Annotated in this window: 12 protein-coding genes and 1 tRNA gene; all 13 read right to left on the bottom strand. The window is 41.2% G+C overall.

All coding sequences use genetic code 11. The features are described 5' to 3' along the window. Positions 1-36: 36 nt before the first annotated feature. Entirely contained in the window at positions 37-936 is a 900-nt protein-coding gene (locus tag NQ505_RS23810) for an AAA family ATPase (protein ID WP_008999873.1), read from the bottom strand. A 93-nt stretch (positions 937-1,029) separates the two neighbouring features. Then, positions 1,030-1,299 carry a hypothetical protein gene (locus NQ505_RS23805; RefSeq protein ID WP_008999874.1) on the bottom strand — a complete coding sequence of 90 codons (270 nt, stop codon included), beginning with the start codon at positions 1,297-1,299 and terminating at the stop codon, positions 1,030-1,032. A 337-nt stretch (positions 1,300-1,636) separates the two neighbouring features. Beyond that, entirely contained in the window at positions 1,637-2,305 is a 669-nt protein-coding gene (locus NQ505_RS23800) for a hypothetical protein (protein WP_008999875.1), read from the bottom strand. A 242-nt stretch (positions 2,306-2,547) separates the two neighbouring features. Next, entirely contained in the window at positions 2,548-4,656 is a 2,109-nt protein-coding gene (locus NQ505_RS23795) for a DEAD/DEAH box helicase (RefSeq protein ID WP_008999876.1), read from the bottom strand. A gap of 101 nt (positions 4,657-4,757) precedes the next feature. Beyond that, entirely contained in the window at positions 4,758-6,053 is a 1,296-nt protein-coding gene (locus tag NQ505_RS23790; RefSeq protein ID WP_032853684.1) for a phage integrase SAM-like domain-containing protein, read from the bottom strand. 142 nt (positions 6,054-6,195) lie between these two features. After that, positions 6,196-6,271 (bottom strand) — tRNA-His (locus tag NQ505_RS23785). Positions 6,272-6,335: 64 nt separating this feature from the next. Next, positions 6,336-7,484: a CapA family protein gene (locus NQ505_RS23780; protein ID WP_008999878.1), complete on the bottom strand. Its 1,149-nt coding sequence runs from the start codon at positions 7,482-7,484 to the stop codon at positions 6,336-6,338. Beyond that, a complete protein-coding gene (gene folD, locus NQ505_RS23775) occupies positions 7,481-8,362 on the bottom strand; it encodes a bifunctional methylenetetrahydrofolate dehydrogenase/methenyltetrahydrofolate cyclohydrolase FolD (RefSeq protein WP_008999879.1) in 882 nt (293 codons plus the stop codon). Before folD ends, NQ505_RS23780 begins: the two co-directional genes overlap by 4 nt. Before the next feature lie 206 nt (positions 8,363-8,568). After that, the gene (gene ffh, locus NQ505_RS23770) at positions 8,569-9,891 is read right to left on the bottom strand and encodes a signal recognition particle protein (protein ID WP_004312925.1); all 1,323 of its coding nucleotides are present in this window, start codon (positions 9,889-9,891) and stop codon (positions 8,569-8,571) included. Between the two features lie 104 nt (positions 9,892-9,995). Beyond that, positions 9,996-11,318 (bottom strand): MATE family efflux transporter, encoded by a 1,323-nt coding sequence (locus NQ505_RS23765; RefSeq protein ID WP_008999880.1) that lies wholly within the window; start codon positions 11,316-11,318, stop codon positions 9,996-9,998. Positions 11,319-11,357: 39 nt separating this feature from the next. Continuing rightward, a complete protein-coding gene (locus NQ505_RS23760) occupies positions 11,358-13,313 on the bottom strand; it encodes a sensor histidine kinase (RefSeq protein ID WP_008999881.1) in 1,956 nt (651 codons plus the stop codon). After that, positions 13,310-15,160 (bottom strand): sensor histidine kinase, encoded by a 1,851-nt coding sequence (locus NQ505_RS23755; RefSeq protein WP_008999882.1) that lies wholly within the window; start codon positions 15,158-15,160, stop codon positions 13,310-13,312. The genes NQ505_RS23760 and NQ505_RS23755 overlap by 4 nt, the downstream gene beginning before the upstream one ends. 90 nt (positions 15,161-15,250) lie before the next feature. Next, positions 15,251-16,717 carry a sulfatase gene (locus NQ505_RS23750; RefSeq protein ID WP_008999883.1) on the bottom strand — a complete coding sequence of 489 codons (1,467 nt, stop codon included), beginning with the start codon at positions 16,715-16,717 and terminating at the stop codon, positions 15,251-15,253. Between the last annotated feature and the right edge of the window lie 69 nt (positions 16,718-16,786).

The following is a 16,786-nucleotide window of genomic DNA, read 5'->3' as shown; positions in this document are numbered from 1 at the left end:
TTTAAGCTAGGCTGACTTGGTACTTGGAACATACTGTTAGTTCTTTGTACTGGGGTTAATTGTAGTGTGTGGGTTGCTTCCATATTGAATAAAACTGGGTGTGTAATTAATAATAGGTTGGTTCTTCTGCTCCAGAAGGGATGTTTTCTTTTGCATGAAGTCTGATGTAAGTTGTTGATACCACTCTGGGTATTGATGGTAAATGGCTGTAAGCTCTTCAACAGTTTTACTGCTGTTAATCTTGCTTCTTATCATCTCCAGATTAACTCCATCATTACACCAATCTAATATGATCTGTCCTGTAGTAGGTGTAATAGTGAAATCAGGTTTATTCATGAAAAGGTTAGTCCTGTCCTTAGATGCAATGGCTTGGTGCTTTATATTGATGTCAAAGACTATGGTAAACTCATAATCTATGCCATCTCTCATAACTGCTTTTAGTCCTACTTTCTCTGGTATCATCTTGCCATTCTTCTCACTTAGAACATAATCTTGCTTACACCTCATAGTGCAGATAATATGCCTTGAGGACTGTAGAATCTTCTGCATGAAAGCATTAATCCTTGGAGTGACCTTTTGCCAATTAGTGAAGCTGTTACCTTGTAAACTGGCATGATACTCTAGCAAGGTATCCCAGCACTGGGAGATACTGTCAATGATGATAACTTCCATACCTGCACTTTCACAGACTTCAATAGCCTGTATATAGGTTTCAGGAGTAAAGTTCTCACTTAGATTTAATACATTATAAGCACCTAAGTGAGCATAAAGGTCTGCTGAACCATTCTCACTATCAATGATAGCTACTTTAGACCAGTCACTGCACAGTCCATAAGCTAACAGCAATGCTGAATAGGTCTTACCTGAACCAGCACAACCTTGCAGAGCTAATTTAATCTTAGCTTGCTTCTTGGATGAAACTCTTAAATTCAACATATTAGATGGTATTTAGTTGTTAGTAATTAGTAAACAAAAAAGGTAGCTAGTCTTTAATAGACTAACTACCACTGAGGACTTTACAGACTCACCTTATAAGGTAGCCACTGTCATAGCACCACCTTCACCTTTCTGATGCAACATGTAGAACATGTCACCAGTATCAGGTGAGCATACTTGGGATATAACAGGAACTGTCACTTCACCATTAACAAACTTATCACTGACAGCACCAGTCTCACAACCATACACAAAGAAGCACTTACCTGTATGTGGATTCTGCTTTACTTCAATCTTGTTAACACCCTTTTGAGCCTTGAACTCATTAACTGTCATTGTCTCTAAGAACTTTAATCTTTCCATAATCTTGTAATTTTATTGTTGTGCAGTAGACTATTCTGCTGCTGTTGATTCAGCTACTAAGAAGGGGTAATGAGCTTAAGTGTAATAAGCCCATTATAATGTAATGAGCCCACAATTGACACAGGGGGCTATCCCACTTCTAAAGTAGGGGGTGGGTGTTTAAGTGAATTAGAGCACACTCATACCAATAGAGTAGCTGAAAAAATTAGAAGAAAATTTGAAATGATAGAAAGAATACTTGCAGTAAGAAGAGTTATGCATTACGGATGTATTTATATAGTAATCCCCTGCTTTCTGGAATGAAGACAGGGGGTATCAGGTTAATTAATGTACATATTCATTCATCTTTAATAGTATCAAGGTAATCCTTTATCTCATCATCATCAGGTGTGTGTGATGTAACTTTATCTATCCATGTAGTATGACCTAAGTGAGGGTATAAGATAACTTTGGCATCCATATGTTCAGTCCAAGTGAGTGCCATAGGTACATCATAGGAAGACCAGATAACCTTTTTATTTATCAACAGATTCCTGTATTTAACATAGGTGTTCTTTGCTATATTCCAATGTCTATAGACTTCAATATCTGAAAGGTCTATTCTGAACTCATTGTTTGCACACATACAGTATAAGCCTATCATAAAACCCTTTTCATCAGGGGTAAGTGTTTTATCATCAAATAACTCTTTCCAGATATACCTAAAGTTTATATTGGGATTAGGTAGGTAATAGGTATTTCTCTTAACTTCTGGTTCTACTTGTACAGTTCTAACCTGAATATATTCACTGGCTCTAAGCTTAGGTACAAATGACTCTTTGATATAATAAACAGGGACTCCAGTCAACTCTGAAAGTTGTTTGTAGGTAGTGTCTGTTGTTATATAATCAACACCTTTTTGGTAATGGGCATTGATATATAGACCTGCCAATAGGTAGAGGTCTCTCTGCTTGAAGTATATACAAGCTTTAACGGGGAATATGGTATATTCTTTAATGGTTGTCATATATTAAAGATTAGAATGGTCAATATTACTACTATACTAACTACCTACTATGATAATAGTATGGTATAAAGGGCTTTAGTAATTAGTATAGAGGTGTTATTGACCACAATTTGTATAGGTTGCATTTAAGAAACCAAAGAGGTGAGAATGATATGTATCTCTTTGATTATCAGATGCAAAGGTATGAAAAATAGTTGGTTTATGCAACATCTTCAGCTAGTAATATACTCATCCTTAACATTTTAAAACATAAAATACCTTAGCATGTTATTATCTTCACAACTTATCCTGATACCATGCTCCTTTAGCTGCATTGGGTTTTCCTCTTTAATGATGTAGTTGTTCTTGGGTCTCATAGTCTGATATATCACATTCAGCAGACTTATGTACTTTCTTGGTTTTAGTACCTTGTGTAGATGATATTGGACTATAGGGGTCAATAACTCTTGTATCTCATTTGCAGAGTAGGCTCTATTCAAAGTAAAACTGCTTCTTACAGCAACTTTGAAAGGGTGCTCTTCATCTAGTGCCCAATACATGACAGCATTGTTGAGGTTCTTGAAAGCTGCATTGTTATCTGCTCTTATTTCCCATAATTGATTCAACAAGCTCTCCAAGTCAACATACTTATATAGTCTCAAGAACCTTTCATAGAATATCTTCACTTTGCTTCTGCTATGTCTTATGTACATAATCAAGGTGTTATCATTCAGTTGCTTAGTAGCTGCTAGTCCTCTGGTTTCAACAATGGCATTTTGGATGTACTTGTCTATCAGTTGCTCTTGAATGGCTTTGTTGCTTTGCTCTATATCATTCTGCTGTGATGTTGTATTGTAAGACAGTGTACTGTAGCTAATGATATTACCTAGTTTACTTAAGGCTTTCTTGATGGTTTCTGGATGTGAATAAAGCTCATCATGTAGCTCTAATCTCTCTGTGAGATAGTCAATGTTGAGGTATGCAGGAACATATTCTCCTTGTATATTCTTTCTTACAAGGTTTATTAATTCACCTCCTATACTCTTTTCTTGTGCTTTCTCCTGTATAGCCTCTGCAATGATAGAGAATAGATTATCTAAAGTGTAGTCATCTTGTGTTATGTCATTTGCTGCCTCTATAACCTTGAGGACTTTACTGGCTTTGTTTAATAGTATCTTTGGATAGGTGTCCATGCTCTTTCCAGAGTGTTGCTTAGTTATGTTGAATACTATTGTATCACTAAGTACTCCAGTGACTTTCCTGCATCTGCCATGTATCTGTATTATTCTATCAATACCTAACATAGAGTGGCTTCTTCTCGTATCTGAAACTGTAATCAGGTGATAGCTATCATCTATATCTATGCCAGTGAAGTAGCAACAAGTGGCAAAGTTGATTCTGGCAGGCAATGTGTCATTATCTCCTAGTTTAGGAGCAAAGTAATCTCCTGCTTCCTTAGTAGAAGCCTCACTGCATAGGATAGCACACTCACTTCTGGACTTCTCATCTAAGGTTGATATGATGTTCTGTATTTGAAGTATGGAGTTGTAAGCTATGAGTATTTTCTCTGTAGGGTGGGAGTGTAACTCGTCTACAACTACTTGTGTGATGTTATTAGTGTACAGTAGTCTAATGGTTCTGGCTGTATTGCATAACCATGGTACGGAGAACTTACATTCAGTTTTCAGTAGTGGATTGCTAAACTCTTTCATAGTAGCAGTTACCATACATCTGTTCTTAGGTGGAAACATGAAATAGTAGTCAATTACATCTTCTAGTTGAGGTCTGAAACTGTTGTCAGACTGGAGTACATCTATCTCATCAACCATCAAGAAGTAGTTTTTTAATTCTTCTGGAGAGATATACTTAAGTACTCTTCTTAAACTGTCTGCTACCACTAAGAGTTTCTTATAGCCATCTCTACTTAAGTACTCTTGAATCATATTGTCTGTGGTTCTTTCTCTTTCACCTTTAATCTCACTACCTACGTAAAGTGTATTAAGGTGTTTATTGCACTTAGCTGATGCAAGTGCTTTAGTAGGCAGAACTATAATAGAGTTTCTTTTTGAATTTATTTCAAGAGTAGTAGCTCCAATTCCAGTTACCTTCTTGTCTATTAACCCGTGGGGTGTCTTGGATAAATAGTCAGACAGGAGGTATCTCTTGCTAGCAAATATACCTTTTCCTGCATAAGTAGCTTGACCTATAGGAAAGCCTGATAAGTCTTTGATTATAGTAGTAGGAGTTATGTTTATCCCATTCTCCTTTAGATCCTCTACTACTTGGTGGTCTTTCTCTGTTAGGTCATCCCAGTCTATTACATCTGCAAAGGTGTTGTAAATGACTTGATTGTGTTGCTTAGTATTTTCCATCTCGCAGTTAGCTTTAAGTATAGATATAACAAGTAAGTGAGCAAATATACTAAAGAACCCCCATAGTTCAATCAACTACAGAGGTTCTTTTATTTATAAATCTACTCCACTTCTGGACTGGACAGCTCACCTTGGTTACCAAACACATATTCTACTACCTTCTTGTTTGCTTCATTCTCAATCTTGAAGTCCCTTTCAATGTAGATGTCCGTGACCTTCATAGCCTCATCAATATGATTCAATGCAGCATGAACTGTATACTTATCTATACCTACTTTGTTGACAGCAATAGTAGCCCATGAATGCCTTGCAGCATAGTACTCCAAGTCATCTACTTTTAGTATCTTGCCAATCTGCTTTAACCCCAGATTGATGGCTCTGTTGAAGTTCTTATAGGTTGAGTAAAGATGATAGAAGCAAAAGACCTTCTGGTGAGTGTAATCTTCATACTTCTTTATCAGAGGTAGTAAGATTGGAAGAACATCAACTCTCATCTTTGCTTTATCAAGCCTCCTATCTGCTGTCTTAGTTCTATAGTAAGTAATAGAATCCTCTTCCAATTCAGTGCAGTTATACAAGTCTGCTGAATTCATTCCAATTAAACAGAAGGATAGTATAAAGCAATCCTTAGCAAGATTGAAAGGACACAATCTTTCCCTGCCATTAGCATTGATGATATAGGGTATTTCCCATATCTTCTTTATTAGCTCTGGTGACACAGCTCTCTTTCTTGTAGCTTCCTGTTTGGGTATCTCCAAGTTCTCAAAAGGAGAGTTGGGTATCCTAATGACATTCCTATCATAGTCATTGTACTTTTTCTTAGCCTCATAAAACAGGTGTCTGATACTACCCATATACAGAGAGACCATTCTATTGGAAGGTATCCTCTTGCCTTTTTTCTGGAGTTCTGCAACATGTTTAGCTCTCTTCTTCTGGAGATAATCCATGAACTCCATCATCAGCAATTTGGTAACTTGACTTGTGTTCAACTTATCCTTTCCTAAGAAGGTCTTGAATGTATTAAGGGCTGATTTATAGTTGACTTTACCCTTAACTTTTGTAGTTTCCAACCATTCATTACAGAACTGGAGAAAGTCTATAGGAGTGTTCTTCTCTTTTTCTTTCTGGATATAGTCAAGTATATCACTAATGGTTAACTTGGAAGATTCCAAGGGTAGGCTGGTGCATAGCTCCTGATAGTATCTGACTAGTCTATCAGCTTCCTTGATATACTTTGGGTTCTTTAACTTGAAGCCCTTAGTCAGGTCTTCTGTTCTCACAAAGATATGTGTAGCTAACCTCCTTACTTCTCTGTTGTAGGTTAGTCTTATCTTTAGATTGTAGGTGTTATCAACTTTCTGCTTAGTTTTTAGTATTTCAGCTTTGATAGTCAGCATGTTATATTGGTTTTCTTGGGAACAACAATAGACCAACAAATACCTCATAAAGTAGTCTTTTTGAGCCAAATTTAGCACCTGAATGCCCACCTCCTGAAAGCAGAAAACCCTCATAAGTATTTAACTTACAAGGGTTTTTGTTGGGTGGAAGACCGGACTCGAACCGGCGACATTCAGAACCACAATCTGACGCTCTAACCAACTGAACTACATCCACCATGTTTGCGTTTCTCTAACGCGGTGCAAAGATAGATATTATCTTCTAATCTCCAAAAGATTCTGCTATTTTTTTTCGAAAAAAGTATATTCTTTTATTCCCCGATTGTGCTTGCTGAAAAGGGTTCGCGCATCATTTACAAAGATTTTCAGAGAGTTACGTGCTTGTAAAGGAATTGAATCAATCGGCAAATTGACTGGGAGCAATTGATGATTTTTTTTTCCTGATTGAATGGGACGGGCTGTCCATACCAAACTATAATCACAATTATTGAGGCGGACAGTGCTGTCTTTTACTAATTCCATTCTTACCATCAGTCCTCCGTCAGTGCGGTGGGCGGACATATTGGAAATATAATTTCCCAGCGAATAGACTACGAGATGTTTGTCATTCGTCAGGCTGTCTGTGCGAACTTCGATGGGCTGAACTACGTGAGGATGGGAGCCGATGATATGGTTTACTCCTTTTTCAATCAGCCAGTCGGCGAGGAATTTTTGCTCTTTGTCCGGGAGTGACTGGTATTCGATTCCCCAATGCATACAAGCTATGATGGCATCCGGCTTCATTGCTTTACTCTCTTCAATATCTTTGGCGATGATGGCTGTATCGATATAGTTCACGATATTAGGAGGGGTAACGGGGATGCCGTTTGTTCCATACGTGTAGTTGAGCAGGGCGATGCGGAATCCGTTCTTTTCTAATAAAAGAGGATATTTCTTTTCGCGTTCATCAGCGTTGATATACGTGCCTGCGTGTGGAACCTTTAAAGAGTCTATTAATTGAATGGTTCTCTCCAGTCCGGATTTACCACGATCGAGACTGTGGTTGTTGGCAGTCACTAAAACATTGAAACCTGCATCGTGAATTGCGGTCAGAAATTCGTCCGGCGCGCTGAAAGCAGGATAACCTTTGTAAGGTTTGCCTCCTAATGTCACTTCCAGGTTGGCGATGGAGAGGTCGGCTTTCTTTATTTCTTCTTTGACATACGTGAAACATGTGGAGTAATCATAGCCGGTTGATGTTCGTGCAGCGTTGATTTGTCCCTGATGTTGCATGAGGTCACCTACGAAAAGGAGGCGTAGGGTGTCGGTGGAGAAGATGCTGTCGGAAAGGCTGTCCGACAGGGTGTCAATGATAGAATCTCTCTTTGCCTGCGACCGGGAGGTGCAGGACAAAGAGAGAAGCAAAATCATCAGAAACAGGGTATGTCTCATTGATAAATAGCTTTCTTACCAGCTAAGAGTGTATTTTTCATTAACGATACAATCGTCATTGGTCCAACACCGCCCGGTACGGGAGTGATGAATGAGCATTTCGGTGCAACTTCGTCAAACTTCACGTCGCCGGTCAGTTTAAAACCTGATTTCTTGGTTGCATCCGGCACACGGGTAGTACCTACGTCAATAACTACCGCGCCTTCTTTCACCATTTCGGCTTTTACAAAGTTCGGTTGTCCCAAAGCAGCGATAATAATATCAGCTTCCTGACATTCTTTTACCAGGTCTCTGCTACGGCTGTGGCATACGGTTACTGTGGCATCGCCCGGATAGGCTTTCTGCATCATCAGGGCAGCCATCGGTTTGCCGACAATATTGCTGCGTCCGAGTACGACGCACTTTTTTCCGGAAGTTTCTATGTTATAACGTTTCAACAATTCGAGGATGCCGTTGGGAGTAGCGGATACATAACACGGAAGTCCGATGGACATACGGCCTACGTTGATCGGGTGGAAGCCGTCTACATCTTTACGGTAATCAATCGTTTCGATTACTTTCTGTTCGGAGATATGTTTAGGTAAGGGAAGTTGTACGATAAAGCCGTCTACATCGTCGTCTTCATTCAGTTCGCGTACTTTGGCAAGCAGTTCTTCTTCGGTCACGTCACTTTCATAACGGATGAGGGAGGACTTGAATCCACATACTTCACAGGCTTTTACTTTGGCAGCTACATACGTTTCGCTACCACCATCGTGTCCAACAAGGATAGCCGCCAGATGCGGGCGTTTTCCGCCACGAGCCACAATTTCGGCTACTTCGGCTGCAATCTCTTGTTTCACTTGTTCGGAAATGGCTTTTCCGTCTATCAGAGTCATATTTTCAGAGTATTTATTGGTGATGGGCAAAAGTAAAATAAATAACTGAACTCTCCAAAAGGATTGGAATTTTTGTCAGGAGATGAGCAGTATATTATCAGTTTGTTAGTGGAGAAACTACTTTCTACCGTAGGCTTCCGGATACAAAAAAGAGGAAGTCGAAACTTCCTCTTTTTTGTTATAATCAGTTTGGATCTATTGAATGATTATCTTTTCATTTTAGGCATCATCTTACCCATCTTGCTGCTAGTTACCATCTTCATCATTTTGCGAGTCTGGTCGAACTGTTTCAGCAGGCGGTTTACTTCCTGAATAGTCGTTCCGCTACCTTTGGCGATACGTGTACGACGTGATCCGTTCAGTATTTCCGGGTTGGAACGTTCTGCCGGAGTCATGGAGTAGATGATAGCTTCGATGCTTTTGAAAGCATTGTCGTCAATATCAATATCTTTGATTGCCTTTCCTACTCCCGGAATCATGGAGGCAAGGTCTTTCAGATTACCCATTTTCTTGATTTGTGCAATCTGGCTAAGGAAGTCATTGAAGTCGAATTGGTTCTTGGCAATTTTCTTCTGTAAACGTTTAGCCTCTTCTTCATCATATTGTTCCTGTGCACGTTCTACCAATGAAACGATGTCACCCATACCAAGAATACGGTCGGCCATACGGGCAGGGTGGAATTGGTCGATTGCTTCCAGCTTTTCACCTGTACCAACAAATTTGATCGGTTTGTTCACTACCGAACGGATAGAAAGAGCCGCACCACCGCGGGTATCACCATCAAGTTTGGTCAGTACCACACCGTTGAAGTCCAGACGTTCGTTGAATTCTTTAGCCGTGTTTACAGCATCCTGACCGGTCATGGAGTCTACCACGAACAGAATTTCGTTCGGGTTGATTGCTTCTTTGATAGCGGCGATCTCGTTCATCATCTGTTCGTCTACTGCCAGACGTCCGGCTGTATCGACGATAACGAGGTCATATCCTTTGGCTTTAGCTTCCTGAATAGCGTGTTGTGCGATTTCTACCGGATTCTTGCTGTCCAGTTCGCAGTACATCGGTACTTCGATTTGTTCTGCCAATACGCGCAACTGTTCGATAGCTGCCGGACGGTAAACGTCACAAGCCACCAGTAATGGCTTACGGTTTTTCTTGGTTTTCAGCATCCGTGCCAACTTACCGGAGAAGGTGGTCTTACCCGAACCTTGCAAACCTGACATCAGGATGACTGCCGGACGGGCGTCGATATTGATCTCGGCTGTCTCTCCACCCATCAACTGCGTAAGTTCATCATGTACGATTTTCACCATCAACTGGCTTGGCTTCACAGCCGTAAGCACGTTCTGGCCAAGAGCTTTTTCTTTCACTGTATCCGTGAAATTCTTTGCCACCTTGTAGTTTACGTCGGCGTCGAGAAGTGCTTTACGTACGTCTTTCAGCGTCTCCGCCACGTTGATTTCGGTGATTTTGCCTTCACCTTTCAGAATCTTGAATGACCGTTCTAGTCTTTCACTTAAATTATCGAACATAGTTATTTAATTACGAATTACTAATTACAATTTACTTGGGCGAAAGAGGGACTTTTCCGTCTACTCTTTATTTGAGCTTGCAAATGTACAAAAATCTCTTGTATTTATATCTTTTTATTCTGCCATTTTGCTTTTTTGAGATAAATATAACTTGTTATCAACAGCAAGCTATAATACACAATCTCAATCGTAAAGCAAATTTCGATCGGTGCTTTCAGCCACATTCCGATGAAAATGATGTATGATCCGTAGATGATAATTGTAATCGTTTCGAGCAACAGGGCTGCCTGTGTATTTCCTGTTCCGGAGATACCGTTGAACACTACATTGGCTACGGATGCGATAAGCATGGCAAAACAAATTACATATACCGAAGGTACGGACTCCGTAATGAGTGCGGCTTCACTGGTGTAGATAGAGAGCAGGAACTGCGGAAACAGTGCCGATACCGCTACTAACCCCAGCATGATGAAAAAGGAGAAACGCGCAATTTTATTAATGAGCGGCATCACGTGCTGGATGCCTCCTGCACCAATAGCATTGCTGACAAGACTGTTGGTAGTCGTAGCCAGTGCGTTGACCGGAATCAACAATACGACATAAATACTTCGGACGATATTGGCAATTGCCAGTTCCCGTTGTCCCAACCGTTCTACGGCTACGAAGAAAACAAACCAGGTAGCCATCGACAGGAAATATTGCAGCATGGTGAAGCAGGAGATACTAAGAATCCGCATCAGCAATGCAGGATCGAATGTGCGCAGGCGGTTCATACCGTATTTCTTTAAATCGACCGTGGCATACGTATAGATGACGAAAAAGAGAATGGAGGAGGCTTCTGCCAATACGGAAGCAATAGCAGCCCCTTTGATACCCATTTCCGGCAAACCGAACTTTCCGAAGATTAATGCATAGTCCAGTACGACATTAGTTAATGCCATGACAATAGCATTGATGGTTAGCACTTTAGTGCGTGTAATGCCGATGTACAATGCCCGGAACATGACATTGATAAAAGAGAAAAAGAATCCGTAAATACGCCAGTTCAGAAACTCCATTGTTCCTTCGTAGATGGATTCTGAAGAAACCAGCAAACGCATGATGTTTCCACCGAATGCTTTGGTGAATCCGAATAGCAGCAGGGCCATGACGAACAGGAACATGATTCCTTGAATCATGACGGGACCGACATCCGAATAGCGTCCTTCGCCATTGCGTCGTGCGATGACTATCTGCGAACCGGTACTGAATCCGAATGCGATGGTGAATACGCATATATAGAATAACCCGCCCATAGCTGATGCTCCAAGGGCTACTTCACTCACGTGTCCGAGGAATGCTGTGTCGGTGACATTGATGACATTTTGTGCCAGCAAGCTTAGTAGTATCGGATAACTGACACTCCAAATCTGTTTGTTGGTGTACATAATTAAGTGTTTAAGTTTACACTTTGCAAAGATAGTGCTTTATTTCGATTCGGAAACGATGGGGTAGATGAAAACAATTTCCGGACCTTCGGGAGTTTTATCGTTGACGAGATAGTTTCCTCCGAAATGTTTTAGTAACAACAGGTTGATATCATGCCGGATGATGGTTTCCTGTGATACGAATGCATGGTCTGCCAAAGGTGAATTAGTGATCCGGAAACAAAGCATGTCTTCATTCTGGCTTAATGTGAACCGGATGATTCGTGCTTGCCGGTGTTCTTGTGGGTACACCAGTACGCTAATCAAGGCCTGTGTCAGTCGCATTATATCGGTATGAATTTGGGCGTCCGTTTCGCTGGAAAATTCAATCTGGATACCAGTTTCTTCGTTCCTCATCTGCGCCATGCTGCATGCTTCCTTGCATAGGGTAGTGGCATCATAGTCTTGCAACTGGAACTTCATCATCTGAGCTTCCAAACGGGATAAGTCGAGAACGTCATTGACAAGTCTCATTAACTTCTCCGAACTTTTGTGGATGATGTTTGAGTATTCTTGCCTTATTTCCTTGTCTATATTGGGTTCGCTGGCTATGAGTTGTGAGAAACCGACCACATTGTTGAGTGGGGTACGGATGTTATAGCTCATGTTGGACAGGAAGCGATTTTTTATTTCATTGGTCTTCCGCACGTTTTCTGTTGTTTTCCGGATTTCGTTTTCCGCGTATTTGAGTGCCTTCCGTACCATAAAGAGTCGTGCCATAAAGATAAAAAGCAGAATCAGGATAACAAATATAAAGATCAGATAGGTGAGCTGGATCCGGTTGTTTTCCCTTTTTTGATCCAGTTCTGTTTTTTCGATATTGTATTTGCTTTGTATCTGTGCCATCTGATTGTTTGAGAGTACAGTGGCTGTCGAGTCTTTGATGGCAAGTGCCTGCTCATACAGGGGGATGGCTTTTCCGCTTTGCCCTGCCTGTTTCCATATTCTGGCCTTTTCGAGTAGCTGTTCGGCATAGTCGCTTGTGAAGTCTTTCTTCAACATCGTCAGTGTCGTGTCGATATAATCCGATGCCTGTTGGTAGGCTCCAATTGCCTGGTAATATTTGGCAAATGTGTCGAAATAGAGTACTTTATACATGAAATAAGTATTCTCGTCCAGATATTCTTTAGATTTTACGAGATGTTCATAGGCTTGTTGCGGCTGATGGGTATTCAGGTAATAATAGCTGTAGAACAGTTCATTGAACAGGTATACATCGGCAAATCCCGCTTTTAAGGATGGGTTTGCACTGATGTGGTTATGAAGAGTGTTTTCCAGTTCCTGCAAATATTTGAGTAGTTTTTTATTATCCTTCTTTTCTTTGACAACGGATACTAACTGTGACAATACCGAGATACGGACCACCGGATTTTCTGTCGGAGTGAGTAGCTGGTAGGCAGCCTCCAGTGCTTCTATTCCTTTATCCCAGCGCTGGCTGCCGATATATGCATTACTCAAGCATTGATAGGCAGCCATACTACCCCGGTTACTATTCATTTGGGAGGCTTGCTGTTGCATCTTTTGAGATTCGTTGATAGCAAGTTCGTATTGTTCGTTGAATGTGTACAGGTCTATCTGGAAACGTTTGGCATCAAAGAAGTAATTCCATAAATCTGATTTCCGGGCATGAGGCTCCATTATGGTGAGCCATTTGGCTACACTGTCTTGATTATTACGATTGTAATAGTATAAAATATGGTAGTAAGCAGCCAGACCGGCATATTTGTCATTTCCCAGTTGCAATGCTTCTTTCATTAATGCATCTGAATATTGGATACATTGCTGGTTGTTTTGTTCTATTCTGATGATTTGATTGAGAACATTCAGCCGTGTCGTATCGTACGGTAATGTTTCCAACACCTTTATCAGGCTGTCGGATTCCAAAACAATCTCGGTGCTGGCTTTTCCGGTGAGGGTGCAGCATAATAGAAGGATCAGGAGCAGGACTTGTTTCATTTGGCTTCCTCCTTTCCTTGTTGCTCATGGTAAATGGGGTGTGTGAACAGGAAACGGGCTCCTTCCTCATAATTGGAGTCAATCCATATTTTGCCGCCCAGCTGCTCGATAATGAGTTGGCAGATAGACAGACCGAGTCCTGTCCCTTGAGCATTTTCATTCAGTTTCTCAAAACGGTTGAATATTTTATTCTGATTCTCCGGAGAGATACCGCAACCGGTGTCGGTCACGGAAAACAGTGCTATGTCTTCTGTCTGTTTTTCCAGTTCCATGGTGATGGAACCTTGCGGAGTAAATTTGGTTGCATTGATGAGAAGGTTGATTAATAATTGTTGTAACCTTGCATTGTCTGTCGTCAATTCTAATGAATGGAGAGAGGTCGAAAAACGGACGTTAGCATTCGTTTGTTTTATTTTCTCAACCATGTCGATAACGTTTCTGCATATTGCCACTGCATCACATCGCTCATATTTGAATTTCATCTTGCCTACTTCGAGACTGGACAAGTCGATTACGTCGTTAATCAGCTTGAGTAACAGTTCTGAATTTTGCTGAATAATATCGCTACACTGTTTCCGGGTCTCGTTGTCGATGGATTCTTCCGTCAGGATGGAGGAGAAGCCGGACAACGCATTGAGCGGCGTGCGAATTTCATGGCTCATGTTGGAAAGGAAAAGGCTCTTTGTCCGGATGGAATTTTCTTCTTGCTTTTTCACTTTTTCCAGTTCCTGCTGTGATTGGCGCAGTTTTTTATTTCCTCGTCTGACCAAAAGGATGAAAAATACAATCAGTATGACTATGAATAGGATGGTGAACCAGCTCCAGTAGAGGATTGTCTTCTGTCTGTTTAAGTTGTCCAGTTCATTTTTATCTATTTGGTAGAGGGTGTGCAATTCATTGATTTGGCGAATATAATTCATTGCGTCCAAAGAGTCTTTGTACGTATTGAATATTTCATAAGCTTCACATGCTTCCTTGCTGTTTCCCATTAGTGTAAGTATGTGTGTACGATCTTTCAGTACTTGCAGGGATCTGTATGAGTTGGCTGCTTTGGTATGCGAAAGTAATTCGTCAAGTGTGGTTAGTGCCTGCGTGTATTCTTTGGATTCAGTGTAGTAGCGTGAATACAGGTATTTAATCATTAAATGAAAATATGGGTACTGGTGTTGCCGGCTGATTTGTTCGGTTTGTCGTATATAGTTTAATGCTTCCGGAAGATGATGCATCTGGATGCGATAGAATGCCTGACAATAAACAAGGTGGAAATCGTCTTGGGGATTCGTATCCTTGTTGATAACAGATTCGAGTTCCCGGATATTGTCTTCTATATCTGTCATTTGGTGATAGTTGAGCTTCGTCAGGATAAATTGGGACAAGATCGTTTTGATATATTGGTTGGCATGAGGGAGTTTCTGAATGATTTCTAATGCTTCCTTATACGATTTGATGGCAACTTGTGGTGTTGACGAACTTAAATAGGTATTTCCAATGGCGTGTAATGCGAGTGCTGTTCCCAAAGGATAGTCCATTTCTCTGGCTTTCTGGTACATCTGATTGGCCTGGTTGATGGCGAGACTGATGTTGCCTTCTGTGATTAAGGCTTGAACGGTCAGCAGATTTATCTGGAATAGGAGTGGGTATTGTTGTTCCTTTTGTAATTCCGGTTCTAAAAGTTTTTCCCAGGCAATGATGCTGTCGACAGGGGCGTCCGGACTAAATGGATGATTGTATTCAAGTAAAGGTTGTAATAAAGAAAGACGATCTGAATTTGTACGTGCAGCATATAAGGTGACCGATATTAATGCGGTTACGACTATTGCAATTATATGACGTCTGTGTTTTTTCACCTGATATAAGAATTGCTTGCTTGTAAGTTTATCTGCAAAAGAACTAAAAAGAGTGAAGATTACAAAGAAATCTTCACTCTTTTTTATAATTTATTTTCTTTTGAGTATCTCTCGTACCCCAGGGCCCTCGTGGTTGGGGTAGCCGGGAGTATGGTTTCTGCATCGTGGATCGGCATCTACTTTCAAACTCCGGTAATCGTCTTTGGTGCGGGCGATGTAATCATCAAGCATGGCACGGTGTTCGGCGAGGACTTTACTGTATTTAGGGTCTTTGGCGAGATTCTTGCGTTCTCCCGGATCCTTTTTCATATCATATAGCTCTTCTCCGTTACCTTCCAGATAGTGAGTGTACTTGTATCTCGGTCCGCGTACCATACGTCCGGGAGTAACGACATATTCATATTCGCTATGCCATTCGGAAACGACATAAGGGTGAGTTTTTTTCTGTTTCTCTCCTTTTAATATAGGTGCAAGGCTGATTCCCGGTTTTTCGGCCGGAACAGGAATTCCTGCCAAATCACAAAGGGTAGGCAGAAGATCCAGTGTAGGCTGTGTCAATACTTGGTCTATGGGCTTTTTCTGTTGTTTGATGCCGGGACCTGCAAAGATAAACGGTACGTTGGTCATTTCATCGTAGAAGCTGATGTGTTTGGTCACCATGCGGTGTGAAGCCATCCCATCACCATGGTCAGCCATGATAATAACGATTGTGTTTTTTCCGGCAGGAGTGGAGTAAAGTGCTTTCAATACGCTGTCTACTTGCTTGGAAACCATCTTGGTATAGTGTTGGAAAGCAGCAATGTAATGACGGTAATTCTCTTCATTCCAATGAGAGGCCTGGGTCATGCGGCGATGACTGCAGCAGATGTATTGTACAGGTTTAGGGATATTGCTCCAGTCTTCTACATTGAAATTGGCTGGTAGTTCCGGAAGGGTTCCGCTAATGGTGCGGTCGGTATGTACTCCTTCGTTCGCTCCTACAAATCCACAGATATTGTGAGGGTTCTGAAAATCTGCGATACAGATGAATGGTTCTTCCGGCGGATTACTTAGATAAGCAACAGCGTCTTCGCATGTTCCTACATCCAGGAAGCTGTCGTTATTGACCGGGAATTCCGGATCAGTGAATGGCTTGGCTACTGGTTCTTTATGCTTGAATCCTCTAAGTGAACCCATGTCATGCGTTTTTCCGAAGTGTACGGCTTCGTAACCGTTTTCAGAAAAAAGACTTCCTAATGTCGGTACATTTTCGGGAATACGTGGGTTGATAGGTTCGCTGGAGTTGGAACGTACATTGGTTTGATGAGGCATCATGCCACTCCATAAAGCAGCGCGTGAGGGTTGGCTGAGAGGGCAGCCTACATAAGCATTGGAGAAGATAACTCCTCGTGAAGCGACTTCGTCAATAGGGAGGGTGCAGCCTTGTGTTTGTCCGTAAGCTCCCACAACGCGTTGTGTCAGATGGTCGCACTGGATAATCAGGAAATTGGGCTTTTCTTGGGCCTGCGCTGTCACGCTGCACAGGGCTAATCCCATGAATGGATAAATAGTTTTCATTACTGGTTAGAATTAAGTAATATTTGATTTGGAAGCAAAAGTAGGAAAAAAGGAAACGTAAAAAAGGGC

The organism is Bacteroides sp. D2 (assembly GCF_025147085.1).
In the GTDB taxonomy this organism is placed as follows: domain Bacteria; phylum Bacteroidota; class Bacteroidia; order Bacteroidales; family Bacteroidaceae; genus Bacteroides.
The sequence above is the reverse complement of the archived record's forward strand: the minus strand, read 5'-3'. Positions and strand labels throughout refer to the sequence as shown.

What these genes read in the sequence shown, in the direction of transcription:
- NQ505_RS23795 (WP_008999876.1), bottom strand. Translation starts at nt 4,656, where the DNA reads ATGGAAAATACTAAGCAACACAATCAAGTCATTTACAACACCTTTGCA.
- NQ505_RS23805 (WP_008999874.1), bottom strand. Translation starts at nt 1,299, where the DNA reads ATGGAAAGATTAAAGTTCTTAGAGACAATGACAGTTAATGAGTTCAAG.
- NQ505_RS23760 (WP_008999881.1), bottom strand. Translation starts at nt 13,313, where the DNA reads ATGAAACAAGTCCTGCTCCTGATCCTTCTATTATGCTGCACCCTCACC.
- NQ505_RS23750 (WP_008999883.1), bottom strand. Translation starts at nt 16,717, where the DNA reads ATGAAAACTATTTATCCATTCATGGGATTAGCCCTGTGCAGCGTGACA.
- NQ505_RS23780 (WP_008999878.1), bottom strand. Translation starts at nt 7,484, where the DNA reads ATGAGACATACCCTGTTTCTGATGATTTTGCTTCTCTCTTTGTCCTGC.
- ffh (WP_004312925.1), bottom strand. Translation starts at nt 9,891, where the DNA reads ATGTTCGATAATTTAAGTGAAAGACTAGAACGGTCATTCAAGATTCTG.
- NQ505_RS23790 (WP_032853684.1), bottom strand. Translation starts at nt 6,053, where the DNA reads ATGCTGACTATCAAAGCTGAAATACTAAAAACTAAGCAGAAAGTTGAT.
- NQ505_RS23810 (WP_008999873.1), bottom strand. Translation starts at nt 936, where the DNA reads ATGTTGAATTTAAGAGTTTCATCCAAGAAGCAAGCTAAGATTAAATTA.
- NQ505_RS23800 (WP_008999875.1), bottom strand. Translation starts at nt 2,305, where the DNA reads ATGACAACCATTAAAGAATATACCATATTCCCCGTTAAAGCTTGTATA.
- folD (WP_008999879.1), bottom strand. Translation starts at nt 8,362, where the DNA reads ATGACTCTGATAGACGGAAAAGCCATTTCCGAACAAGTGAAACAAGAG.
- NQ505_RS23765 (WP_008999880.1), bottom strand. Translation starts at nt 11,318, where the DNA reads ATGTACACCAACAAACAGATTTGGAGTGTCAGTTATCCGATACTACTA.